The following is a 21250-nucleotide window of genomic DNA, read 5'->3' on the forward strand; positions in this document are numbered from 1 at the left end:
ACCATCTCAAGGAGCTAATCCCCATGAACCTCTACGCCTCGCTGCTGCGTACGGGCGTCCCGGCCGCGGTCGGCTGGCTCGTTGCGGTGGCCTTCCGCCACGGACTCGATCTCGACACCACGGCCGTCACGGGAGTCCTGACCCCGGTCGCCACCTTCTCCTACTACGGCGTTTTCCGGCTCGCCGAGGAGCACCTGTCGCCTCGGTTCGGCTGGCTGCTCGGCTACGCCCGTCCGCCGAAGTACGAGAACACGTCGCTCACCCTGCCCCGTACCTGACCCACGATGAGGTGACGTCGAGCAGCCCGAGAGCCCAGCATGGAAAAAGACCCCCGTCTCGCGACGGGGGTCTTCGACCTCTTGGAGACTCCACCTTATCGCCTCTGTGGCGGGTTCGGACTCTGCTTCCACGTTGGTTACAATCTATATGCAGACGCGACGTGAGCTGGAGGCGATGGAGTGGCAGAGGACAAGGCGCCGGCGGGAAGGAAGCCGTACCTGGCCGGCAGGGTCGAGTTCGCCGCGCTGTACGACGTGAGGCCACTCCAGGTCAGTCAGTGGATCAGCCGGGATCACACCCTCGACTACCGCTACGCCAAGATCATCAGCGGGTCGCCGTACTGGCTCCTCCACTTCGTGAAGGGTTTCGGAGAGACGACCCCGCGCCCCAAGCACCTCAATCAGGCGGAGCTTGAGCGTCTGGCCAAGGAACAGGATCCGGGCTACTGGGTGAGAGAGGTTGAGCAACTCCCGCCGCTGGTAGGACAGGCCGAGTTGGTGGCCCTGTTCCAGCTGCCGTCTGGCGAGCTCCTGCGCAAGGCGATCAGCACGGGCCGGTTCCGGCCCGCTGATTACAACCTGTCCGGATCGCCGATCTGGCTCTTGGAGCCGGTCGTTGCAGATGCACCCGCGCTACAGGCGGGAGCGCGTGCAGTGGACTGGGCGATCGACGGCAATGTCTTGGCTGCCCTGCGTGCGGGCAGTTACGACGGGGCCGGATCCAGGATCGTGCCGCGCGGCAAAGCGGCGAAGAAGGTCGCCGAATAATCGCAGGTCAGAGGCTTACGATTCTTGCTTCAACCCCTGATTGCATATAGAATAGAAGCGCACCCAGAGGGGTGCGCTTCATGCATTCAGGGGGGATTATGTGCCGATCCAGGGGGCCGCCGAGGGGGCCTCGGTGGTGTTGTCGATCGACAATCCCTCTGCTCAGAGATAGATTCCAACACTCCAATGTGCCAGGTCTATCTCTGAGGGGGGAGCCTTGCTGATCGAACAGCCGCCGTTGTTCGGCACCATCCAGCCCGTTCGCCACCCCGCCGACGTCGGCAGCCTGACCATCCAGCAGCGATTCGAGGCGTTCCATGCGCTCAATCCCTGGGTTCTCAGGGCGCTGATCCGGATGACCGCCGACTGCGCGGAGAAGGGGTTCGGCCGCATCGGCATCGGGATGCTCTTCGAGCTCCTGCGCTACCAGTACGGCGCGGCGACCCGAGGCGACGAGTTCGCGCTGAACAACGACTACCGCTCCCGGTACGTACGGCTCCTGCTGGCCGAACACCCGGAGTGGACAGCCCTCTTCGAAGTCCGGGCGCTGCGCACGGACTGACCACGACCTCTTGGAGCCAGATCGTGAACGCACCGGCGGGCACCGCAAAGCCGCCCGCAGTCCAACTGAAAACACGTAAGCCGACGGGGATCGTCCCCTGGCCCCTGCTCCTCATCGAGGGCGAGGAGGGCGCGGGCAAGACTTACTCGGCCGCACAGTTCTCCAGCAGCGACCGCATCGGCCAGATGTACTGGATCGACCTCGACGAGGGATCGGCCGACGAGTACGCGGCCATCGAGGGGGCCAACTACCTGATCATCGAGCACGACGGCACCTACCGAGACATTCTCGAACAGGTCGAGGCCGTGCACGCCGAGGCAAGGCGCGCGGCGGCAGCTGGAGAGCCCCCAGTCGTCCTCACCATCGACTCGGGATCTGCCCTGTGGCGAATGCTCACCAATTGGACTTACGAGCGCGGTCGCCGGACGCGCAAGAACCGCGCTCTGCTCCAGGAGGACCCGGACGCCGCGTTCGACATCGGCCGGAACCTGTGGAACGACGCCACGGAGCGGTGGAACAGGATCATCTATCTTCTGCGCACACTGCCCGGCATCGCCATCGTGCTGGCCCGCGGCAAGCAGGTCAGCGCCACGGACGACAACGGCCAGCCGATCCAGAACAAGAGCGAGTGGAAGGTCTCAGCCCAGAAAGACCTCGGCTTCGACTCGTCGTGCTGGGTGCGCATGAAGCGTGACGCCGACCCGCAGGTCATCAAGGTTCGATCGCTGCGGATGCGCGTTGAGCGGAACAAACCGCTGCCGCTACGGGACTTCACCATCGAGGACCTGGTCTTCAACAAGCTGGGCTGTTCCGTCGAGTCCCAGCCGCGCATCATGCCCGCGCTCGTCGGCGATCTCGTGCAGCCCTGGCTCGCCCGTATCGCCGGCCTGACGGACAAGAAGCTCCTTGAGGCGCTGTGGCGGGCAGTCCCAGACCCGGTGAACCGCCTGAGCCACGACGAGATTCTCACCATCCGGGCCGCTGCCGAGCAGCGTGCCGCCGAACTGGATAGCCCCCGGCGGGAGATGGGGGAGGGCCCACTGTCCGACGCCGACAAGCTCCGTGCCGCCGCCCAGCGCAAGGCCGACGAGCAGGACGCGGACGCCGAGCAGTGACCGCCCACGCTGACCTCTTGGAGAACTCCCCTATGTCCGTAGCCACCGTTGACGGCATCGCACCTTCCATCTGGGATGCCGCACACCACGTGGACGCCCGCCGCCCCCGCTCTCGTCAGACACAGCTGGGCGCGTCCGACACCGTGTGCGGCCGACGTGCCGCCTACATCCTGCACGGCATCACACCGACCGATCACCCCGACAAGCGTGCGGCGATCCTCGGAACGTTCATTCACCACGGGCTGCTTGAGTCGGCGCGCACGGAGTACAGGTGGCTGGTGGAACGCAGCGTCCAGGACAACCTGATCCGAGGGCATGTCGACGTTGTACAGCTCGACGCGGCGACCGCCGCTCGCCTGCCCGCTCGCCACAGGCCAGCGATACCCGCCGACGTCCTCACCGTGGAGGACGTGAAGACCAAGTCCACCTATCTGTGGGACCGCGTTCTCCGCTACGGTGCCACGGCCGCCGAGCTGCGGCAGGTCCAGCTGTACGCGGGCGCGCTGTTCGAGGTCGGGTTCGAGGACGTTCCCGGCCAGCGGTACCTGTCCCGCCTGGGGCCACTGAACATCGGTCGTATTCGCTTCCGGTTTATCAACCGGGACTCCGGCGCAGAGCACGTCCAGGAGATCGACTTCGACCCGCAGCGCGCGGCGGAGGCCCAGTGGTGGGTGGAACGTGTGCGCGAGACCAGCAACCCCGAAGAGATGCCCCGAGACTTCAACGGCCCCGGTCTGGACGCCATCTGCGACTACTGCCCGTTCCGCTCTCTGTGCTGGCCCGGGACAGCTCCTGGCGTGCCCGAGCAGACGGCGCTCATCCGCAACGACGCTGACCGCGAACAGGCGCTCATCGACTACGTGAACGGACACAAGCTCTTCAGCGAGGGGAAAAGGATCAAGGAGTTCGCGCGCAAGAAGCTCGACCGATCCCCGGAGGGGATCTACGGCCCCAACAAGCTCTCCTGGGGCGGGGGCAACGACGAGGAGAAGGACGACGTGGAGGCGATGGTCGACCTGCATGAGGTCGCCGGAATCCCGGTCCCGATGACGCCGGACGTCAACCGCATGGTCAAGAACCTCAAGGACGCAGGACTGGCGATCCCTCGGCGGAAGACCGGTAAGAAGACGCCCGCGGTCATCAACATCGCGCCGGCCTGACCCGACTCCGGTGAGTCTCAGCCCCGCCCGGGAACGACCGGGCGGGGCACCCCGTCCTGCCGCCGCGCCTGTACCGCCCAAGGGGAACCGTGTCCATCCAACTGATGATCGCTGCGGCCTACTTGCCGCCTGACGTGCTCAGCCAGAGCCAGAAACTCGCCCTCATGAAGATCGCGGACAGCGCCGACGACGAGACGCGACTCGCGCGCCCCGGCATCACCCGCCTCGCGGCCTGGGTCGGCGTGACCGACAAACGCGCCATCACCATCGTCACGGAGCTGATAGCCAAAGGGCTTGTCGAGCGCGTGGAGGTCGGCAAGGCGGGACGCTCGGCGGTCTACCGGGTCTTTCCCCTCGGGGTTCCGCCCACGCCGACTACGCCGGAGCTCAAGGAGCGCCTGGAAGCCCGCAAGGCTGCTCCGAAGAACCCCAACAAGGCCCGCCCCGGACTCACGCGGTCGGCCCCCGCAAAGCCTGCGATGACCTATCAGGACGTCGAAGACCGCGAGGCCGCTCGCCGAGAGAAGGCCGAATCGTCGCAGGTCGAGTCTGGGTTCCACGCGGGGAACCCAGACGGGGAAGCAGGGTTCCACGGAGGGAACCCAGATAGGGAGGGCAGCCGGGTTCCACCGGTGGAACCCGGTGAGTTTCACGGGGGGAACCCACTGGGTTCCAGTGGTGGAACCCCTTCCTTTCCTGGTTCTTCCTCTGTCCTTCCTTCCCCCCCTACCCCCATGGCTGACGCCGCAGGGGAGCCCGCATCCGCTCCGCCAGACGGCTCCGCCGCCGAGCGCGGGGAGCCCCCGAGAGGCTGCACGAAGCACCGAGGGCGCCCTGCTGCCTCCTGCCGTGGCTGCGGCACCAACCCGCGCGCAGGACGCCGGAGGGAGCAGGAGGAGGCCAAGGAGGAGGAACAGCGGGTACACGGGCGCTTCTGGGACAACTGGTACGAGGAAGCCGCCAGACGCCGGCAGCGGGTCGAGGAGCACCCGGAGGCGGCCGATGAGGCGCGCAAGGCCGCGCGCGAGGCCGTACGAGCCCGGAAGGGTGGCAGCCAGCGAAAAACTTAGGCACCCGAAAGAAAATATCACCAGGAATATGGACATCCCTGGCAATGCATATAGAATAGAACCAGAAAGAGGGGGAGGAGCCCCCTCTTGATCGGAAGGACGACATGAACTACCTGCCCATCCTTCGTCGCTGCCACAAGGGCGCGCTCGCGCTCGACAACGGTGCTGCCGCCCGCGAACAGATCCACGGCCTCGCCGACCTCTACCGCCAGGACCCCGAGGGTGTCGGCGACATGCTCATTCAGATCGCTGACCTCAAGGATGTGATCGACTGTGAGCGCCACCTCGGGGGGCTCGGGCGCGCCAAGCTGGTACGGGACGAGATCGTTGGCGAACTCCTCGACGACGTCGGCGGCGCCGAGATCCACCTCGACCACCGCGAGAACCATCGGGCGCTCATGCAGACCCGTGACCTCGCCCACCAGGCGCTGGACATCGCCGAGGTCGCCCTCCAGCGTGCCGACGAGCTGGAGGCTTCGACCGCCCTCGCCCGGCAGGCGCGAGAGGAACGGCGCAAGGCCCCGCGCCTGGTGTTCGTCACTCGCCTGTGGTGAGCGCGTCCGCGTGCGTCAATTTGCCTTGAGATAGATCCCAACTCTGTACTGTTGTCTGGCACACGACCTCTTGGAGAAGGAACTGTGAGCAACGACCTGGCGCCGCTGGCCCCAATGCCCGTGCACAACAACACCGAAGACCCGCTGTGGCTGGCCCTGTGGAGCGCGTACGAGCCGGTCATCACCGCACTGCGCCGCATCCCGCTCGTGACGAACGTCGAGTCCGGGAACATGTTCGCCATCACCGCCGAGCTCACCGACGGCTCGTATCTGTGGATCTCCTCGGTCGAGGACCTGCCTACGGACCCGGCCGCTCTGGAGGGCTTCCACGTCAAGCGCCTCCACGACGACAACCCGAACATCGACGAGGTGCTCTACGACTCAACCGACAGCGGTGAGCAGTCGGAACACGGCAACAACGCCGTCCCGCTCATCCAGGCCATCACGGCCTTCGTCACCGAGCGGCGCCTAGCGCCACGCGTCATCGACCTGGTGTCCGTCCGGCTTCGGGGCGTGACAGCGCAGCGCCTACCGCTGTCCAAGCTGCTCCACGACCCCCTCACCGACAACGACGCGGCCATCAAGGAGTACGGCAACGTCGTGCGCGCCATGGCGGAGAAGGGCTGGACGTGCGTCCACGCGCAAGGTGGCACGGACTGGCCGCTCACCGTGTGGGAGCTGAACGACGAGGTGGGCATCCTCTACCTCGCGTCCGCTGGGCAGGTGATCGTCTGATGGCGGGCATCGAAGCGGTCCCGCCGAATCCGGCGGAGGAGACCGGCGAGCGCCGCTGTGCCTGCATCATCGCGCACCCGCAGGACGACGCCGAACGAGTTCGAGCCCAGGCCGCGTTGGACAACGGACTCGCGACCAACGACGCCCACGGGGTGTTCGTCGCCTGCATGCAGCTCCTTCAGCCCTGCCCGGCTCGCTACGAGGTGGTGGCGCGGTGACGGAGCTGTACGCGCTGCTCGTGCTCGCCCTCGGTGTCGGTGTCGGCCTCACCGTGATCGTCATCGAAGAGCGCCGCTGGGAGGCCCGCAGCCGGGTCCCGCTCCGCATGACCTACGGCGAAGTCCACCACCGCCACGCCGCCCACCGCTGATCGCGCTGCCCTGCCCGACTCCGGGCCGGGCAGCCGCAGACCTCTTGGAGAACACCCTCATGGGATACGACATCTACATCCAGACCTCCGACGGAAAGCCCGCTGAAGGGGACCAGAACTACTTCCGGTTCGCCTACACCGCTATGCCGCGCACCCTCGACACGATGAACAACTTCGGGATGCTCGTCGAGCTGCCCGTACCGTCATACCCCCAGCTGACCGCCTACGGGCTGGCGGGCGTGGACCTCCGGTACGGCATCAAGCACGACGAGAGCACGGCGAACCGCATCGCCGAGTTCCGGACCGCGTACCAGGCCGTCAAGGACGCCTCCGAGGCGGCGCCGACCGGCATACCCAGGTACAAGCTCAACTACAACGACGGCTTCCTCGTGACGGTCGCCGAGATCACTGCTGCCCTCACCGCCTATGACGCCCACCCGGGCGTGGCCATCGCAGAGATGCCCGTGGGCGACCCGATGTGGGGGCGCTGGATCGCCTTCCTGCGCCGCGCGCAGGCGCACGGCGGCCTGCGCACTTACTGATCTCGGCCGTGCCCGGCCCCGCGTCGCGGGGCCGGGCACGCAAGACCTCTTGGAGAACAACTACCAGCATGGCCACCTGGATTGACCTTTTGTGTGGCGCGGGTGGGAGCAGCACCGGACTTGTCGAAGCCGGGCACGAGCTGTTGCTCGGCATCAACCACTGGCGGCTCGCGATCGAGACCCACGCCGCCAACCATCCCAACTGTGAGCACGCCGTCATGACGCTCAGCGACGGCTTCCCTATGCGCATGCTGCCCAAGGCCGATGGACTGTGGGCATCCGTCATCTGCACCGAGATCAGCCCCGCGGGCGGCAAGCCCCGGGAGACCAATCAACTTGATCTCCTCGACCTGCTCGAAGAGGAACGCGACGAGTGGGAGGCCCTGACCAGGGACGCCTTCGAGGCGACCCGGGTTACCGCGTGGTGCGTGGTGCGAGCCGCTGAAGCGAAGCGGTTCAAGGCCATCGTCGTAGAGAACGTCGTCGAATTCGGCCTGGACTGGATCCTGTTCGCCACCTGGCTCCAAGCCATGGAATTGCTCGGATACCAGTACCAGATCGTGTGCGTCAGCAGCGCCCACGTGGGCGACGAGGTCAACCTGCGCGCCCCGCAGTGGCGTGACCGGATGTACGTGGTCTTCACCCTCAAGACCATGCGCAAGCCCGACCTGGAGCCCAGGCCGCTCGCTCCCTGCGTCGACTGTGGTGAAGACGTGCACGCCGTCCAGTCCTGGACCAAGACCGATGGCCTGCGTATCGGGAAATACCGACGCGACTACATCTACCGTTGCCCCAACACCCGTTGCCGCCACGCCATGGTCGAGCCGTACGTTCGCCCGGCCAGCGACATCATCGACTTCAGCGACCTCGGGAAGCGTATCGGCGACCGCAAGAAGCCCCTCGCGGATACGACCATGGATCGAATCCGCGCAGGGCGCCGCAAGTTCCCCTGGCGCCCGTACTCGATCTCCCTCACCCACGGCAAGGACGGCGGGGACAGGGCGTACGCCGTCGAGGACCGGCCGATGCCCGCCCGGACGGTGAAGCAGGGAGACGCGCTTCTGGTGCCGACCGGCGGCTCGTGGAACACCGACGCCGTCCCCCTCGACGTGCCGATGCGTACTCGCACCACCCGCCAGAGCGAAGCCCTGCTGACGATGGACCCGTTCATCATCGAGTACCGCAATCACGCCACCGCCAGCCCCGCGAGCGACCCGCTCAGCGTCGTCACCGCCCAGGGCAACCACCACGGCCTCGTCACGCACGCCGGCACGGTGCCCGACCGCGCGCGGAACACCCTCGTCGTGCCGTACCGCAAGGCCGCGGTGAAGACGGCCGCCGAACCCGTCCACACCCTCTCCACTCGCGACTCAGCCGCTCTGGTGCAAAACGCCCCGGACATCAACGACTGCTACTTCCGGATGCTCAAGCCCCGCGAACAGCTCGAAGGGCAGCGGTTCCCCAAGAAGTACGTCGTCTACGGCAACCAGGCCGAGCAGACCGCGCAGGCAGGCAACGCGGTCTCGGTCAACGTCGCCCGGTGGATAGGCCAGCGATTGGAGCCCGTCCTGTGACCGGATCACGAACCCAGATCGGCACCCACGTCACCTCCCACGCCCCGTGCTTCGGCGACGAGGACTTCGCCGTTGCCGACGACAGATGGACGAACGGCATCGAACTGGTCGCCATCTGCGAGCCCGTCCTCTACGTCTGCGGCGGCTGCCCCTACCGGGCCGCCTGCATCCGGCAAGTCGTCCCAGCCAAGAGCCTGTTCACCGGAATCTGCGGCGGCCGGATCTGGCTCAACGGCGTGATCATCCACGAGCTGCCGGACGCCGACCCCGCCGAGCTGCCAGTCCCGGTCATCCGCAAATCCTGCGGCACAGCCGCCGGATCGCGCGCTCACCGCCGCGCCGTGGAGCAGCAGTGCCCCCGGTGCCTGCCCTACTACCGCCCCGGACCGAACCCACTGGATGCGCAGGAGCAGGCCGCGCAGCAGCTCGAACTCCCCGACGCTCCCTGACCAACCGAGAGGAATCGCAGTGAAGCACCTGACCGCTATATGCACCGGCACGCCGGACGGCTACCGGATTCGAGTTCTGGCCGAGGACCACGACGACGATCTAGTGGACCTCATCTTCGACTGGGACAGCTTCCGCCCGGCCAGTGCCGGACACCGTCTGATCGAGCACGGCTACATGATCCGACCCGACGCCCGAACCTCGAACGCGGTGAGCGGATGGAGAGAAGTCCCGGGCCAGCCCGGAACCTGGTCCGTACCGGTCATGCCGACGCACGGGGACACCCCCGAGACGCCCCCGCTGGTCGCCGAGCGCCTCGTCGAGGCGGTCTCCCACTGGACGGAGGGACGCCACGACCAGGCCCAGGAAGTCCTGGCGGACCTCGCACGGAACGGGACACCCTCGCTGATGTACGGCGTCGCGACGGGACTCGCAGCCAAGGCGAAGGCAGCCTTGGCGAAGATGCAGGGACTCGATGCCGACACGGCGTCCTGGATCATTTTGACTACCGACGGCAGCCGTCCCGAGGACTTCCTCCCGCAGCCACACCTCTTCGCAGCACGCTTCATCACCGCGTTCGCCAACGGGGACACCGCGACCACGCTCGCCCTTTACGGGGCCGCTTTCACCGCGCCAGACCCCGAACTGTTCTCTCACTGCCTGGAGATGCTGCTCGCAGCGACCGGTGAGGCAGTACGGGCCGCCACTCCGGGGGCGGATCGATGACCAGCTCTGCCACCTACTCGCCCGACGGACTGCGCCACGACGTTGCCGACCCGGCGACATGGAGCGTCCGGATCTGCGCGGGGCGATGCGGCACGTGCATCTTCCGGCCGGGCAACCTGATGCGCTTGGAAGAGGGGCGCGTGGCAGAGATGGTCGCCAACGCCATCGCCCAGGAGGGGCACATCGTCTGCCACGCCACACTCGGTACCGATGCCCCCGCCATCTGCGCGGGCTTCGCCGCGCACCGGAACGGTCGTGCCGCTTCCCTCGCCCTGCGCCTGGCCCGAGCTGGGGTCCTTCGCACCGTCTGGGTTCACGTCGACACCAGAAAGGTGGAGTCGTGACCGGTGTGCTCGCCCTGCTTGTCCTCGTCGCATGGGCAGCGGGAGCCGTGGTCCTGGCGGACGCCTTCCGGAGGCTGCTCGCCCACGACCCGACCCTGAGCCTGGTGTGCCAACTGCGGCCGGGCGCCGTCGCCTTGTACCTCGCGGTGGTCATCGTCGCGTGGCCGGCGGCGGTGGCGGCGAAAGCTCTGTCGGATCTCGTCGACCGGGGCCGCAGGTGACCCATATCAAGCCCGGACGGATCTTCGCGGCCTGCGACCCGCGGGACAGCATCCGCGTACGGATCGAGCAGTACAAGCTGGGGGACATACGCGCCCTGGTCGCAGACGCCGCGACTGGTCGCAGGCGCCGCCTCATGCTGATCACAGCTTTGCACGCGTCGGCCTTCACCAACGCCGGCGTTCCGCGTCGGAGCGGATACGCCCCTGACACGACAGAGTCGCTACCGCCCACAGCAGCTCCCCCGGTCGGCGTTCCGGGTGAGGAGGAACCGGACTGGTTCCAGGGGATGCCCGGTCGCCAGTTCAGGGTCGCGCTGCCACCCCGGCTGACGCTCTTGAACGCCAACCAGCGGCTCCACCACCACAAGCGCGCGGAGATCACGAGGGTGCTGCGGCGCGCGGCCTGGGCCGCCTCGCGCGCAGTGCCACACCTGGAACGGGTCCACATCATCGGCGTCCTTCACCCCGAGGACAGGCAGAGAAGAGACCCGGCCAACTGGTACCCCAGCTTCAAGGCGTGCGTTGACGGGCTGGTGGACCAAGGCGTCCTGGACGACGACGACCACACGCGCGTCGTCGGCCCGGACATGCGCCTAGGACACGTGGTCGAGGGAGCGCGGCTCGTCCTCCACATACGCGACCTCACCCCGGTGGACATGGCTGCTGACCTGCGGAAATAAAGTCTCTCGGTGATCAAGAAAATCCACCGGAAATCTTGCCTCCCTCCCGAATGCATATAGAATAGAACCAGAAAGAAGGGGGAGCGGCCCCCTTCTTGAACCGTCAAGGAGAGACCGTGACAGACCCCTTCAGTCCCGAGGGCATCCGCCAGCGCCTGAGTGCCGAGCAGATCAGCCCCGCCCAGGCGGACCGGCTGGCCGAGGCCATCGCGGAATCCCTCCAGCGGACCTGCAAGGAGTGGTTTCCCGGCACCGACTACGACAACTGGCGGCAGATGCTCCCCGAACCGCTGCTCGACGTCCTGGTCCAACTCCTCACCTGGGACGACGACGGTCAAATCGTGGCCGACTACATGCCCACCGCCGCAGCCACCTGCATCTTTCTGGATCTGCAGAACCGCCCCATCCCCGTCGGCTGAAGCAGTCAACGACTCCGCCCGGCGACCGGTGACCACCGCATGCCGGCCGCCGGGCGGCCCTACGTCAAGGAGGCACGTGAAGTGCAAGACCCCTGCCCGCTCGCGGACCGGCGGGTGTGTGAGGCCACCCGCAACCTCGCTCGCGCCGTACTGAGGCGCATGGCCGTGACGGCGGTAGCGATCGAGCCGCGCATCAGGACTCTGGTCGCCACCCGCGACGACCCCGGCTATGCCCTGTGGAGTCTCCATGGCGACGACGGACGACTCCTTCTCCGGTTCGACCTGCGAAAGCAGCCGGACCCGACGTGGGGCAAGCTCACCGCCGATCTGTGCTTCCTCGCTCGACTCGCGGACCTGCGCACGCACCCGCCTGGCTACTACTTCGTCCACCCACTGACCGACGAGCGCGACATCGCCGTCCCTCTCCCCGCCAACCCCCGCGGCCTCCCCCCTCGCGAGATCGGCCACCTTCGGTGGTAGCCGTCGGCGAGGGTCGCCATCCCATCAACGGAGCGGCGCTCGTGGTCGACATCAGTCAGGACTGACCCCCTCCGTGCTCGCTCGCGGAAGGGCCGCAACATCCCCTGAATGCATATAGAAAAGAAGCATCTGGGGCTCCGTTCATCCACAACCGGAGGCATCCGTGCCCGCTCGCCCCTCGGTACCGGTCATCAACACGCCAGACCACCACTTCGCCGCGATGTTCCTCATCCTTCTTTCCCGCGCGCCCGACACCGCCACGCTCCGCGCCGCCACGCGCCTCGCCGACAGCGCAGCCGTCGCCTCGTGGGCGCTGCGCCCCGACGACCTCGAACCCCTCACCGTCGAGCAGTACCGGGAGCTGCTCGCCTACGCCGCCGCCCCTGAAGTCCTCGACCTGGCCCTCTACCTGCGCGGCGACAGGAAGCACATCCGCACGCTCATGGACCACATCGGCCGAGAGATCGCGGAACTCCTCACCCACTACTCCGCGCCGGACCCCCAGTTCTGACGCCCGCCCCTGAACACCAAAGGAGAGCTATGCCCAGTCCACCTGCACGGCAGTGGTGGGTCATCTACCGGGAGCCGAACCCCGCACAGATAGACATCGTTGCCGTCGAAACCCCTCCCGAGGACGACGCCGCCCATGACAAACGGTGCGCCGCACTGGAGGCATCCGGCCACGCCGCCTACGTCATCACCGCACCCGACAAGGACGTGGCAGGCGACATCGCCCTGCGGGTCTGGTCGGAAGAACTCGTCAACAGCCCGACCCGACTGGCGGCTGCCAATGCCTACCTCGCCTCCCTCAACCAGCCCACCGACTAGATCTCTGGAGACCACATGAGTCCGACCACCCTGCACACCGTGTCCGCCCGCGTTGCTGAAGAACTGGGTGTTCACCCGGACGCGGCCGTTCGCGCACTGCGCGCCGCCCTCGGCTTCTTCCGCGCCCAGGCCCACCACCCCGCGATCGCCAACGCCGGCATCACGCCCGCCGAATACCTCGGCCTGGCGCTCACGAGTGAGCGATTCAAGGCCCTGCTCATCGCTGGCACCCTGACGGCCGCCGGCCGGGACGCCGACGCTCGCCTCACCTGGACCGCCTTTCTGGACCGTGAAATGGAGACCACCAGGCTCGCCCATCAGGCCGTTCCGGCGAACGCCGTCCTCGGCGACCCGGACGCCATCCACCGCGTCGGCCGCCAACTCGGTCTCACCGACGAGCACACCGACCGGCTCATACCCGGGCTGGTCTTCACCATCGCGACCGGTTACCACTACCGCTCCGCAGGCATGCGGCACCTCAGCCTCACCGACGTCCTCGCACAGCTCACCGCAGAGGACCTGACGGAACTGCTCCAGCACGCTGCGCTCGTCGACGCCGGACGCGCCGAGGAAGCCGCCATCCTGCTCCGCCGCATCCAGCACGCCCCCTGACGGCGACACGTGTCGGCCTGCACCCCGCAGGCCGACACGTGACGCCGCACGCAGACCTACGAGCCAGGAGGACCAGCATGAGCCAACTCGATCTGTTCGCCGACCCCGACGAGTCCGACCAGCCACCCACGCCGCCCACCCCTGCCGCCCCGACCCGCAAGTACCTCACCGATCTGCCGCCGGCCCCCGCGCCCGTGACCATGCCCGCCGCCACGCCTCGCCCTTCGCTCGCGGTCGTCAAGCCCAGGCTGGGTCACTACCGCCCGGCGCAGAGCAACCCGCACGCGCACGCGTTCGAGATCGCGGAAGCCGTCAGCTACGCCTGGCACCACGCGCACGGGGGGAGCAGCATCGAAATCCCCATCGGTGCGGTCGCCGCGCTCGCCCTATGGCCCCTGCGCGGCCCGGGCGCATATCTCGCCGCTGACTGGTGGCTCAGCCTCGACGACACCGAGCTGCTGGCTGCCTTCCGCGAGTGCTGGGCCCGCATGTGGATCATGCGACCCGACCTCATCGACCGGGCCACGCCCCTGCACAAGTGGGTCGACGACGAGAAGCCCGACGCTCGGCGAGCCACTGCCGTACGAGCCGTCGTCGAGGCTGCGCTCACCAACGGGCTCCTGCACCTGACCGCCAGCGATGACCCCGATCTCCGCTCCACCACCGACGTGATCGGTACCCTGCTTGCCGTCATGCGCTCCGAAGGCGCTCACGATGCACTCGTGGAGATCCACACGCCGCCGGACGTCGCCTACCTGATGGCCAGGATGCTGCTCGACGACATGCCGCTTGAGCCCGGCATGAAGTTCGACGAGCCCGCGGGCGGGACCGGCGGCATGTACCGCGCCGCCGTACAGGTCATGCGCGAGCGCGGCATCGACCCGCACCAGTTCGGATGGTCGCTGACGGACATCGACCCCCTCGCGGCGGCAGGCGCCGCCGTCAACGCGATCCTCTGGGACCTAGGCCCGCATGTACTCATCGGGTGCGGCGACACCCTGCACGAAGGCAACGTGCCCGCGAGGGCCGCCCGGGAGGCACTGGAGTCCCTGGAACGGCGCGATCGACTGCACTCGCAGGCCGTCTTCCTCGCGGCCATCCACAAGGTCGAAGCTCTGATACGCGATGTAGCGGCCTGACCTGCGAAAACCCTTTCAAATGATCTTGAACTCCCCCCTAATGCATATAGAATAGAACCAACAAGGAGGGGGGAGCCATGGAAGAGCCGCCGTTCACATACCCGTACTGCCGTAGCCACGACGTCCGGTGTCAGGAACCGGGCTGCGGCGCCTGCGCCTGCGACCACTGCTTTGACTGCGGAGCCTGCCCTACCCAGGCATGCGACCACGACGCCTAGCAGGCGGCCACCAACGGCCCCGTCAATCGACGGGGCCAACCGGCGGCCCACCACGACTTCCACAACACATCACGACTGGAGCGCAGATGACCTACAAGAAGGGCGACCGTATCGCCCTAGTACACACCACCGACTCACACACCGGACTCAAGCCCGGCGACGAAGGCACCGTCCACCGGGTCGACGCCAACCTCTCCATCCTCTCCGTGGGCTGGGACAGCGGCTCCACCCTCTCGATGCTCCTCGACGACGGCGACGAAGTACGCCCCGCATAGCCATACCGGGCCCGCCCCCGCGGGGGCGGGCCCGCCGCTTCACCCGCACACCTCTTGGAGAAGCACGCATGCTCATCACCGACGCCGCAGTTCGAGAAGCTGCGGCCAACCTCGCCCAAAGCCTCGGCGGAGACTGGGCAATCGACGCCGAAGCGCCCGCCGACGGCGCAGCCCACCTCGTCTACAGCGACGGACGAGGCATCAGCTTCCGCCCCATCTTCGGCGGAACCACCGTCCAACTCTGGATCACCGGCAGCGCCGCACCCCCGCTCCCCAACAGCGCCACCCTGGCCGACCACGCCCTCTACGAAGCGCAAGTCACTGCACGCCTCCCTGAAGGCCACCGCTACAACAAGGCGACCACCCTCGTCACCGAAGCCGACGAAGATCCGGAACTCATCATCCTGCGCACCCTCGAAGACGACCTCCTCCCCGCCTTCGACTACAAACCCCGCTACGTCGGCCACCGGCCATGGATAGCCCTTTTCGATAACGCCCTTGCCGCCGTAGCCGCCGAACGGGAAGCCCCAGTGGTCCTTGATGGCCACGACCAGGACCTCGAGGAATCTGCGCCGCAGGAGCAGGATGCCCCTCCCGAGGAGCGGCCGAGCCCCGAGGCGGTCTCCGACATCGAAGTCGCCCCGGAGCCGACACGCGAAGGCGCTGACATCGAAGTGGAAGATCAGCCCGCCCCCGAGCCGAGTCCCGCCCTCGGTCGGCGGCCCCGCAAGCGAAGCCCGAAGCGCCCAGCAGCAGCCACGGCCACGGCCACCGAACCTGAGTCCTGAACCGACGGAGGGGCGCGGACAACTTCCGCGCCCCTCCAGAGCGCCAAGAACTTGGGCATGTTGCCCACTAGGCTCTCGCCATGGCAACGGACTGGCTCGTCGACGAGCTGCTGTTCTGGGCGTTGGAGTCCAGCGAAGGTGACACCACGTACTGGATGAGGATCCAATCGTGGGTGCCTTCGACTCCTGATGCTTCGGAGGACGCCGGCCAACGGGCTGTCTCAATCCTGATGGGGCAGGAGCTGGTTGTCGGGAAGCGGGCGATTACCCATGAGGTCGTGGAATTTGCACTGACCCCTGTCGGGGTACGGGAAGCGGGACGCCGATTCGAAGCGGTCCGCAGTCGTCGGGAGCGATTGGCATACGCCGAGAACGCCATCCTGACCTGGGTGTTCGAGACGGTGTTGCCCAGTCGTCCGGTGGAACTCATCGACTTCATCGGCTCCCCGGCGGGCTACTTCTACGCCAGCAAGCTCACCGCTGAGGAAGTTACCGAGGCCGCGACCAGCTTGGTCGAGCTGAAGATGCTTACCACCACCGGCGGGCCGCTCACCGGAGTCTGGCTGGCGCCAGAAGGCCGCGCCTGCGTGATGTCCGGCCAGCCCGTGCGGGAGTACATGCGTCCCCACGGCACTCACCTGATCCAGAACATCCACTCTGGCGGAGTGGGAGCCCAGGGCCTCGACGTCCACCAGCACTCAGGCGACCAAGGAACAGGGGCATCGTGACGACCGAGATCTACGCGTACCGGCTTCTGGTCTGGCTCGCTGACCACACTGGTCGGGACACCTACCAGGTGGTCAACATTGTCCAATTCGCTGCCGTGGAGAACCTACCCGTGGCGCAAGAAGAGCGAGCCGCTCGACTCTTGGAGGGCGCTGCACAACTCCTCGAAGCCCGTGGTTACGTCACGCTGTATGTCGCTTCCGGCCCCACTATCGATGCCCGGCTGACCGCGGAGGGAGTGTCGGAGGCGGAGCGGATCGTTGCGGAGCGCGCCGATCCAGTGGCCCGGCTCGACCACGCACTCAGCGGGTTGGTGAAGGCGGCGTATGCCGACCCGACCGGGGGGCTCCGGCTGGACGTTTTCGTTGCCACCGCAACGTTCCTGGGCGAGCACTTGAAGATCGACGAGGTCTTGCGCGCAGCCCGCTACCTGCACGACTACGGTTTGGCAGTGATCGGTTCGGGTGCCGGCGGCCAGCCGGAGACGTTGACCCTGACATCGCGCGGTATCGACTGTGCACTGGCTGGTACGAAAGTGAGGAAGTGCGTGAGTGATCAAAATACGTCGGCGACAGGGCCGACCTTCAACCAGTACATCTCGGCAGGCGGGACTGGGGCTCAGGGGATGAGCGTCACCCAGAATGTGGGTGTCCAACCCGCACAACTGGCTGACCTGGTCCGTCAGCTTCGGGACGTAGCTCCTCGGCTTGAGTTGGCTCGGCCGGCGCGGGATGAGTTCCTGCAAGATGTCGAGGTGTTGGAAGACTCGGAGCAGGATCCGCAGGAACGGCTCAGCGCCGGACAGCGCATCAAGGCTGCGCTCATCCAGGGCGGGACTGCCGTCGGAGTCGAGGCGATCCTCGCGGGGCTGACGAACATCGCAGGGATGATCAGCGGCTGACAATCCGACGGTGTTGCGGAGGGCCGGGAGAGATAGGCTGAAGTCGGACGTGTCGGCCTGCGAAAACGGCCGTGAGGCTCCGCCCCGAGTAGAGGGGCGGAGCCTCTGCGCGTTGGAAGGGAAATCCGCTGTGCGATGGTTCCATGCCCTCGGCTGAACAGGGCGGACGCGGCTGCTGCTGTGGTAAGCGTCGAACTCACCAGCTTCCAGGGGCCATTGAGGGGCCGCAAGGACAGGAACAGACCGACAAGCACTGCACAGGGCTGACACGGATCAGCACGTCTGACCTGCAAGAACGGCGTGAATCGGTAATGATCGGCAAGGGCCGCCAAGATCCCCAATGGACTCATAATCCGTCGGCCGTGGGTTCGAGTCCCACCCGCCCCACCTGCGCAGGCTTCTGACCTGCCGAAACTTTCCTCGTGAGGTGTCGGAGCGTCAACTGTCGCTCAACGGACCGAATCCGCTGCTCGCGAGTTCGACGGCGAGCGACGGGTGGCGGTAGGCATTGCGCTGACCTGCGTGAATGCGCCGGAGCGTGGTGGGGGAGGAGCCCAAGAGCGGCCTCAGCGAGGAGCCGGAGGCGTCATTGAGGACGCTGTGAGGACGCAGGTACCGCGAAGTCTGCCTTCGAGGTCACCTCAAGGGCAGCGTGCACGGTGCGGGCCCAGTGCCACAGCTGCCTGGCACCCATCCGAAGTGCCCGTCCTCGGCTACCAGGGACCGAGAGCATGGGGTCACGAGCAAGGTTGACGAACGGCATGGGCCGCGGGTGAGTTCCCTGGGTGGCCGATCATTCCCGTGGCTCGGGCGCCCGGGCTTCGGCTGAGTCCTCGACAGGCCGTTGCCACGGGCCACCCCGTTCCTCATCGCCGACTGTGCGGCCGTGGAGGCTCTACTGCCTGAGGTCGATCGTGCGGACCGGCTGTCCGGTGGTGCGGGCGATGGTGTCGAAGTCGTGGTCGCAGTGGAGCAGTGTGAGCCCCGCTTCCTCGGCGGCGGCAGCCACTAGGAGGTCGACGGGGCCCGCGCTGCGGTGCTCACCCTTGGCGGTCAGCTGTTCCTGGACGACGCGGGAGCGGCGGTAGACGCCGTCCGGCATGGGGCACCACACGTAGTGGGCGTCGAGCGCCGCCTTCACACGCGTACGGTCTGCGGCCGAACGGGCTGAGTAGAGGACCTCGAGTTCGGTGATGTCGCAGATCGCGACGAGGCCGGCGCCGATCCTGTCATCCCAGTCGGCCGTGTTCTGGCGGAGCAGGACGCGGGCGAGGGCGGAGGTGTCGATGAGGTAATCGGCGACGGTCACTCGTGCGCTCCGGTGTCGGAGGCGGCGTCGGCTGTGCTCGTGGGCCGGTACTTGCTCTTGTCCAGGAGAAGGTCCATGTCCAGCGCGCCGTCGCTCACCAGCTCGCGGGCTTCGTCGAGCGCGCGCAGACGCCGGTAACGGGCCGTGACTTCCCGCAGCGCGGTGTTGATGGTCTCGCGCTTGGTGGTGGTGCCGAGTTCCTTGGCCGCTTCTTCCAGGGCCTCGTCGTCGAGGTCGATCACGGTACGACTCATGTGTGCCCTCCTGGGTATATCAATCGGAGTATACCAAGATACAAGATCTTTTGTATATGAGTCCCTCGGTGGAAGGCAGCAGAGGTCCTGGCTTGTCAAGACTGCTACTGAGGCTCCCCCTGACAGCGGGGCGAGCCTGCGGGTTGGAAGGTCAATCCGCTGCCGACGGGCCTGAACCGCAAAGCCGGCCTCGCTGCCGTGCCGTACGGGGAGGGCCCGCTCCCTCGCAGGCTTCGACTCGGAAGGCGCTGGATCCGCTCGTTCGGTGCAGGGCGCGGGTGGCTCAGTGGCAACTGGTATCTGTGAGCCGTCCGCCGGGGTGGGATGTGGAGGCGTCCCACCCCGGTCGGGTCCCAGCGGATGTACTTCGCCGGCTCGGCGGCGGCCTGAGCAGGTACCGCAGGGGCCCGCGGCGGAAGATGCGGGACCAGATCGGGGCGAACACGATCGCCCCGAGGACGAACATGAGCAGCGGCACCCAGGACTGCTCGGTACCGGGCCCGACCCCGAGCTCGGACAACCAGGACTGCACGACGAAGTGGCCGACGTAGGCGGTCAGGGACATGGTGCCCACGGCGACGACCGGTTTGGCCAGGCGGCTCAGTCGCGGGAGGCGGTCCATCGCCACCGTCGCGCCCACGATCATGAGGATCGCCACTCCCACGCTGCCGATGATGTCGAACGTGGTGCCGCTGCGCGGCCCGGCCGTGAAGAGCGACGGGGCCGGAAAATGGGGCTCCAGCGACCCGCTGTCGAGGGGCATCGACCCGGAGCCGCCGGACGACGGCCGGTCTTCCGCCGTGCTCCTCAACGCGTCCTTGCCGGCCAGCAGCAAGGACATGCCGTACGCGGCCACGGTGAGGGCGGCGCCGAGCGCGGCCCGGCGCCACTGGACGGCGGTCTGGGACAGGTCGAGGCGGGCCAGCGTCAGACCGGCGCTCACGAACGGAATCCATGTGATCGTCGGGTAGAAGCCGGTGAACAGCAGATCGGGCACTCCCACGTCGATGAGGCTCGCTCGCGCCGTGCCCGCGCTGATCGACCGCGACAACCCGATACCGGGCAATCAGCCGCGTGGCCACCACCTCCCACTCACCCGCATGACCGGCCAAGCCGTGCAGCAGCACGACCGGCTCCCCCGGCCCGCCCCGGTCCCGGCAGACAAGCCGAACCCCGTCACGCACCACCACACGCTCGGACCGCCCCCAGGAATCGTCTCGCCCCGATCATGCTCCGACAGCCACGAGCCGCGCTCAAGGCCGCCCTTCTCGAAGGCGCGCCGCCATGAGACACCGGCCACGTCCGCGGCGACGGTGCCCTGCGACCGCAGGGGGCAACTGCCACTGTCAGACCCAGGTGGCAGCATCACCGAAGTGAACGCCCTGAGGCGTCCTCAACTCACCTCCGTAGCAAACGAAGAGGAGCATTCCCCTTGCGACTGCATCGCGTAGCGCCCGGCATTGCCGCGGGCATCCTCGCCCCGGCCCTCCTGCTCGCCACCCCGTCCTTCGCCGCCACGGCGGCACCGACCGCGGTGACGGTGCCCGCGGTGTCCTCGTCCGCGGACGAGCCGGACGCCGACGACCTGAGGGTGGCCATAGTCCGGATCCTCGCCGACCCGGACAGCGGCCGACGTGTGACACGAGAAGCCAACGCCCTCCTGGACGCCAACGACCCCGAGGCGATGCGCGCCTGGCTGGAGACCGGCTACCGGATCGCCCAGGCCGAGGACGACCGCGTCGCCATCACGCGCCTGCTCGCCGACCCCGACAGCGGCCGGCGCGTCATCGCCGAGGTCAACGCCCTCCTGGACGCCAACGACCCCGAGGCGATGCGCGCCTGGCTGGAGACCGGCTACCGGATCGCCCAGGCCGAGGACGACCGTGTCGCCATCGCCCGCATCCTCGCCGACCCGTCCATCAGCCCGGCCCTGCGCGCGGCAGCCAACGCCGCCCTCGACGACAACACACCCGAAGCGCTGCGCCACTTCCTGGAAGTCGGCAGACACCAGGTCGCCTGACCGGCACGGCGCCGCACCACAGCGCGTCGCCCGGGCGGCACCCCCTGCCGCACGCCCGATCGCCCGAACGCCGAGAATCCGGGCGGGGCCGCCTGCACCTCTGTGTGCCGGGGGCCCCCCCCGGCAGGCCCGGGG

30 protein-coding genes and 2 pseudogenes are annotated in these 21250 nt (G+C 67.5%); 28 read left to right on the forward strand and 4 right to left on the reverse strand.

Features of this window, described 5'->3' with window-relative positions; genetic code table 11:
• Positions 1-23: 23 nt before the first annotated feature.
• From ACFWBB_RS26195 to ACFWBB_RS26325, 27 genes are all read left to right on the forward strand, one after another.
• Positions 24-278: a hypothetical protein gene (locus ACFWBB_RS26195; RefSeq protein ID WP_385277166.1), complete on the forward strand. Its 255-nt coding sequence runs from the start codon at positions 24-26 to the stop codon at positions 276-278.
• A gap of 180 nt (positions 279-458) precedes the next feature.
• Positions 459-1046, forward strand: coding sequence for a hypothetical protein (locus ACFWBB_RS26200; protein ID WP_385277168.1), 588 nt, complete (start codon positions 459-461; stop codon positions 1044-1046).
• A 217-nt stretch (positions 1047-1263) separates the two neighbouring features.
• Positions 1264-1608 carry a hypothetical protein gene (locus ACFWBB_RS26205; protein ID WP_275458596.1) on the forward strand — a complete coding sequence of 115 codons (345 nt, stop codon included), beginning with the start codon at positions 1264-1266 and terminating at the stop codon, positions 1606-1608.
• A 23-nt stretch (positions 1609-1631) separates the two neighbouring features.
• On the forward strand, positions 1632-2723 hold the full coding sequence (locus ACFWBB_RS26210) for an AAA family ATPase (protein ID WP_385277170.1): 1092 nt from the start codon (positions 1632-1634) through the stop codon (positions 2721-2723).
• A 32-nt stretch (positions 2724-2755) separates the two neighbouring features.
• On the forward strand, positions 2756-3883 hold the full coding sequence (locus ACFWBB_RS26215; RefSeq protein ID WP_385277172.1) for a PD-(D/E)XK nuclease family protein: 1128 nt from the start codon (positions 2756-2758) through the stop codon (positions 3881-3883).
• An 89-nt stretch (positions 3884-3972) separates the two neighbouring features.
• Entirely contained in the window at positions 3973-4953 is a 981-nt protein-coding gene (locus ACFWBB_RS26220) for a helix-turn-helix domain-containing protein (protein ID WP_385277174.1), read from the forward strand.
• Between the two features lie 104 nt (positions 4954-5057).
• Positions 5058-5507, forward strand: a complete 450-nt coding sequence (locus ACFWBB_RS26225; RefSeq protein ID WP_385277176.1) for a hypothetical protein — start codon at positions 5058-5060, stop codon at positions 5505-5507.
• 84 nt (positions 5508-5591) lie between these two features.
• Complete coding sequence (locus ACFWBB_RS26230; RefSeq protein WP_385277178.1) at positions 5592-6242, forward strand: hypothetical protein; 651 nt, start codon at positions 5592-5594, stop codon at positions 6240-6242.
• Positions 6242-6460, forward strand: coding sequence for a hypothetical protein (locus ACFWBB_RS26235; protein WP_385277180.1), 219 nt, complete (start codon positions 6242-6244; stop codon positions 6458-6460). Before ACFWBB_RS26230 ends, ACFWBB_RS26235 begins: the two co-directional genes overlap by 1 nt.
• Positions 6457-6612: a hypothetical protein gene (locus tag ACFWBB_RS26240; protein WP_385277182.1), complete on the forward strand. Its 156-nt coding sequence runs from the start codon at positions 6457-6459 to the stop codon at positions 6610-6612. The genes ACFWBB_RS26235 and ACFWBB_RS26240 overlap by 4 nt, the downstream gene beginning before the upstream one ends.
• Before the next feature lie 59 nt (positions 6613-6671).
• Positions 6672-7154: a hypothetical protein gene (locus tag ACFWBB_RS26245; protein WP_385277184.1), complete on the forward strand. Its 483-nt coding sequence runs from the start codon at positions 6672-6674 to the stop codon at positions 7152-7154.
• A gap of 68 nt (positions 7155-7222) precedes the next feature.
• Positions 7223-8728 carry a DNA cytosine methyltransferase gene (locus tag ACFWBB_RS26250; RefSeq protein WP_385277186.1) on the forward strand — a complete coding sequence of 502 codons (1506 nt, stop codon included), beginning with the start codon at positions 7223-7225 and terminating at the stop codon, positions 8726-8728.
• Positions 8725-9177, forward strand: coding sequence for a hypothetical protein (locus tag ACFWBB_RS26255; protein WP_385277188.1), 453 nt, complete (start codon positions 8725-8727; stop codon positions 9175-9177). The genes ACFWBB_RS26250 and ACFWBB_RS26255 overlap by 4 nt, the downstream gene beginning before the upstream one ends.
• Positions 9178-9196: 19 nt before the next feature.
• Positions 9197-9901: a hypothetical protein gene (locus tag ACFWBB_RS26260; protein ID WP_385277190.1), complete on the forward strand. Its 705-nt coding sequence runs from the start codon at positions 9197-9199 to the stop codon at positions 9899-9901.
• Complete coding sequence (locus tag ACFWBB_RS26265; RefSeq protein WP_385277192.1) at positions 9898-10245, forward strand: hypothetical protein; 348 nt, start codon at positions 9898-9900, stop codon at positions 10243-10245. Before ACFWBB_RS26260 ends, ACFWBB_RS26265 begins: the two co-directional genes overlap by 4 nt.
• On the forward strand, positions 10242-10466 hold the full coding sequence (locus tag ACFWBB_RS26270; RefSeq protein ID WP_385277194.1) for a hypothetical protein: 225 nt from the start codon (positions 10242-10244) through the stop codon (positions 10464-10466). The genes ACFWBB_RS26265 and ACFWBB_RS26270 overlap by 4 nt, the downstream gene beginning before the upstream one ends.
• On the forward strand, positions 10463-11146 hold the full coding sequence (locus ACFWBB_RS26275; RefSeq protein ID WP_385277196.1) for a hypothetical protein: 684 nt from the start codon (positions 10463-10465) through the stop codon (positions 11144-11146). Before ACFWBB_RS26270 ends, ACFWBB_RS26275 begins: the two co-directional genes overlap by 4 nt.
• Positions 11147-11262: 116 nt before the next feature.
• Entirely contained in the window at positions 11263-11565 is a 303-nt protein-coding gene (locus ACFWBB_RS26280; RefSeq protein WP_385277198.1) for a hypothetical protein, read from the forward strand.
• Positions 11566-11646: 81 nt separating this feature from the next.
• Complete coding sequence (locus ACFWBB_RS26285; RefSeq protein WP_385277200.1) at positions 11647-12045, forward strand: hypothetical protein; 399 nt, start codon at positions 11647-11649, stop codon at positions 12043-12045.
• Positions 12046-12208: 163 nt separating this feature from the next.
• Positions 12209-12556 (forward strand): hypothetical protein, encoded by a 348-nt coding sequence (locus ACFWBB_RS26290; RefSeq protein ID WP_385277202.1) that lies wholly within the window; start codon positions 12209-12211, stop codon positions 12554-12556.
• Positions 12557-12585: 29 nt separating this feature from the next.
• Entirely contained in the window at positions 12586-12873 is a 288-nt protein-coding gene (locus ACFWBB_RS26295) for a hypothetical protein (RefSeq protein WP_385277204.1), read from the forward strand.
• Between the two features lie 15 nt (positions 12874-12888).
• Positions 12889-13485 (forward strand): hypothetical protein, encoded by a 597-nt coding sequence (locus ACFWBB_RS26300; RefSeq protein WP_385277206.1) that lies wholly within the window; start codon positions 12889-12891, stop codon positions 13483-13485.
• 77 nt (positions 13486-13562) lie between these two features.
• Positions 13563-14624 (forward strand): hypothetical protein, encoded by a 1062-nt coding sequence (locus tag ACFWBB_RS26305; protein ID WP_385277208.1) that lies wholly within the window; start codon positions 13563-13565, stop codon positions 14622-14624.
• Between the two features lie 304 nt (positions 14625-14928).
• Positions 14929-15117, forward strand: coding sequence for a DUF4314 domain-containing protein (locus ACFWBB_RS26310; RefSeq protein ID WP_385277210.1), 189 nt, complete (start codon positions 14929-14931; stop codon positions 15115-15117).
• Between the two features lie 68 nt (positions 15118-15185).
• Positions 15186-15905 carry a hypothetical protein gene (locus tag ACFWBB_RS26315; RefSeq protein ID WP_385277212.1) on the forward strand — a complete coding sequence of 240 codons (720 nt, stop codon included), beginning with the start codon at positions 15186-15188 and terminating at the stop codon, positions 15903-15905.
• An 80-nt stretch (positions 15906-15985) separates the two neighbouring features.
• Positions 15986-16633: a hypothetical protein gene (locus tag ACFWBB_RS26320; RefSeq protein ID WP_385277214.1), complete on the forward strand. Its 648-nt coding sequence runs from the start codon at positions 15986-15988 to the stop codon at positions 16631-16633.
• A complete protein-coding gene (locus ACFWBB_RS26325; protein ID WP_385277216.1) occupies positions 16630-17532 on the forward strand; it encodes a hypothetical protein in 903 nt (300 codons plus the stop codon). The genes ACFWBB_RS26320 and ACFWBB_RS26325 overlap by 4 nt, the downstream gene beginning before the upstream one ends.
• Positions 17533-18427: 895 nt before the next feature.
• Here ACFWBB_RS26325 and ACFWBB_RS26330 read toward each other — a convergent pair.
• From ACFWBB_RS26330 to ACFWBB_RS26345, 4 genes and pseudogenes are all read right to left on the reverse strand, one after another.
• Positions 18428-18841 carry a PIN domain nuclease gene (locus tag ACFWBB_RS26330; RefSeq protein WP_328482038.1) on the reverse strand — a complete coding sequence of 138 codons (414 nt, stop codon included), beginning with the start codon at positions 18839-18841 and terminating at the stop codon, positions 18428-18430.
• Complete coding sequence (locus ACFWBB_RS26335; RefSeq protein WP_385277226.1) at positions 18838-19095, reverse strand: type II toxin-antitoxin system VapB family antitoxin; 258 nt, start codon at positions 19093-19095, stop codon at positions 18838-18840. Before ACFWBB_RS26335 ends, ACFWBB_RS26330 begins: the two co-directional genes overlap by 4 nt.
• Before the next feature lie 356 nt (positions 19096-19451).
• Positions 19452-20146 (reverse strand): annotated as a pseudogene (locus tag ACFWBB_RS26340) (DUF418 domain-containing protein); the annotation flags it as partial.
• A pseudogene (locus tag ACFWBB_RS26345) lies at positions 20079-20282 on the reverse strand (alpha/beta fold hydrolase); the annotation flags it as partial. The pseudogenes ACFWBB_RS26345 and ACFWBB_RS26340, both read right to left, overlap by 68 nt.
• Positions 20283-20527: 245 nt before the next feature.
• Here ACFWBB_RS26345 and ACFWBB_RS26350 point away from each other — a divergent pair.
• Positions 20528-21115, forward strand: a complete 588-nt coding sequence (locus ACFWBB_RS26350) for an ALF repeat-containing protein (RefSeq protein ID WP_385277218.1) — start codon at positions 20528-20530, stop codon at positions 21113-21115.
• The last annotated feature ends 135 nt before the right edge of the window (positions 21116-21250 follow it).

Origin of the sequence: Streptomyces sp. NPDC060000 (assembly GCF_042737375.1) — a bacterium.
In the GTDB taxonomy this organism is placed as follows: Bacteria; Actinomycetota; Actinomycetes; order Streptomycetales; family Streptomycetaceae; genus Streptomyces.

Bases quoted from the DNA above. Each gene is read 5' to 3' on its own strand.
- ACFWBB_RS26195 (WP_385277166.1), top strand. From the start codon at position 24: ATGAACCTCTACGCCTCGCTGCTGCGTACGGGCGTCCCGGCCGCGGTC.
- ACFWBB_RS26215 (WP_385277172.1), top strand. From the start codon at position 2,756: ATGTCCGTAGCCACCGTTGACGGCATCGCACCTTCCATCTGGGATGCC.
- ACFWBB_RS26225 (WP_385277176.1), top strand. From the start codon at position 5,058: ATGAACTACCTGCCCATCCTTCGTCGCTGCCACAAGGGCGCGCTCGCG.
- ACFWBB_RS26235 (WP_385277180.1), top strand. From the start codon at position 6,242: ATGGCGGGCATCGAAGCGGTCCCGCCGAATCCGGCGGAGGAGACCGGC.
- ACFWBB_RS26245 (WP_385277184.1), top strand. From the start codon at position 6,672: ATGGGATACGACATCTACATCCAGACCTCCGACGGAAAGCCCGCTGAA.
- ACFWBB_RS26250 (WP_385277186.1), top strand. From the start codon at position 7,223: ATGGCCACCTGGATTGACCTTTTGTGTGGCGCGGGTGGGAGCAGCACC.
- ACFWBB_RS26265 (WP_385277192.1), top strand. From the start codon at position 9,898: ATGACCAGCTCTGCCACCTACTCGCCCGACGGACTGCGCCACGACGTT.
- ACFWBB_RS26295 (WP_385277204.1), top strand. From the start codon at position 12,586: ATGCCCAGTCCACCTGCACGGCAGTGGTGGGTCATCTACCGGGAGCCG.
- ACFWBB_RS26300 (WP_385277206.1), top strand. From the start codon at position 12,889: ATGAGTCCGACCACCCTGCACACCGTGTCCGCCCGCGTTGCTGAAGAA.
- ACFWBB_RS26305 (WP_385277208.1), top strand. From the start codon at position 13,563: ATGAGCCAACTCGATCTGTTCGCCGACCCCGACGAGTCCGACCAGCCA.
- ACFWBB_RS26310 (WP_385277210.1), top strand. From the start codon at position 14,929: ATGACCTACAAGAAGGGCGACCGTATCGCCCTAGTACACACCACCGAC.
- ACFWBB_RS26315 (WP_385277212.1), top strand. From the start codon at position 15,186: ATGCTCATCACCGACGCCGCAGTTCGAGAAGCTGCGGCCAACCTCGCC.
- ACFWBB_RS26320 (WP_385277214.1), top strand. From the start codon at position 15,986: ATGGCAACGGACTGGCTCGTCGACGAGCTGCTGTTCTGGGCGTTGGAG.
- ACFWBB_RS26335 (WP_385277226.1), bottom strand. From the start codon at position 19,095: ATGAGTCGTACCGTGATCGACCTCGACGACGAGGCCCTGGAAGAAGCG.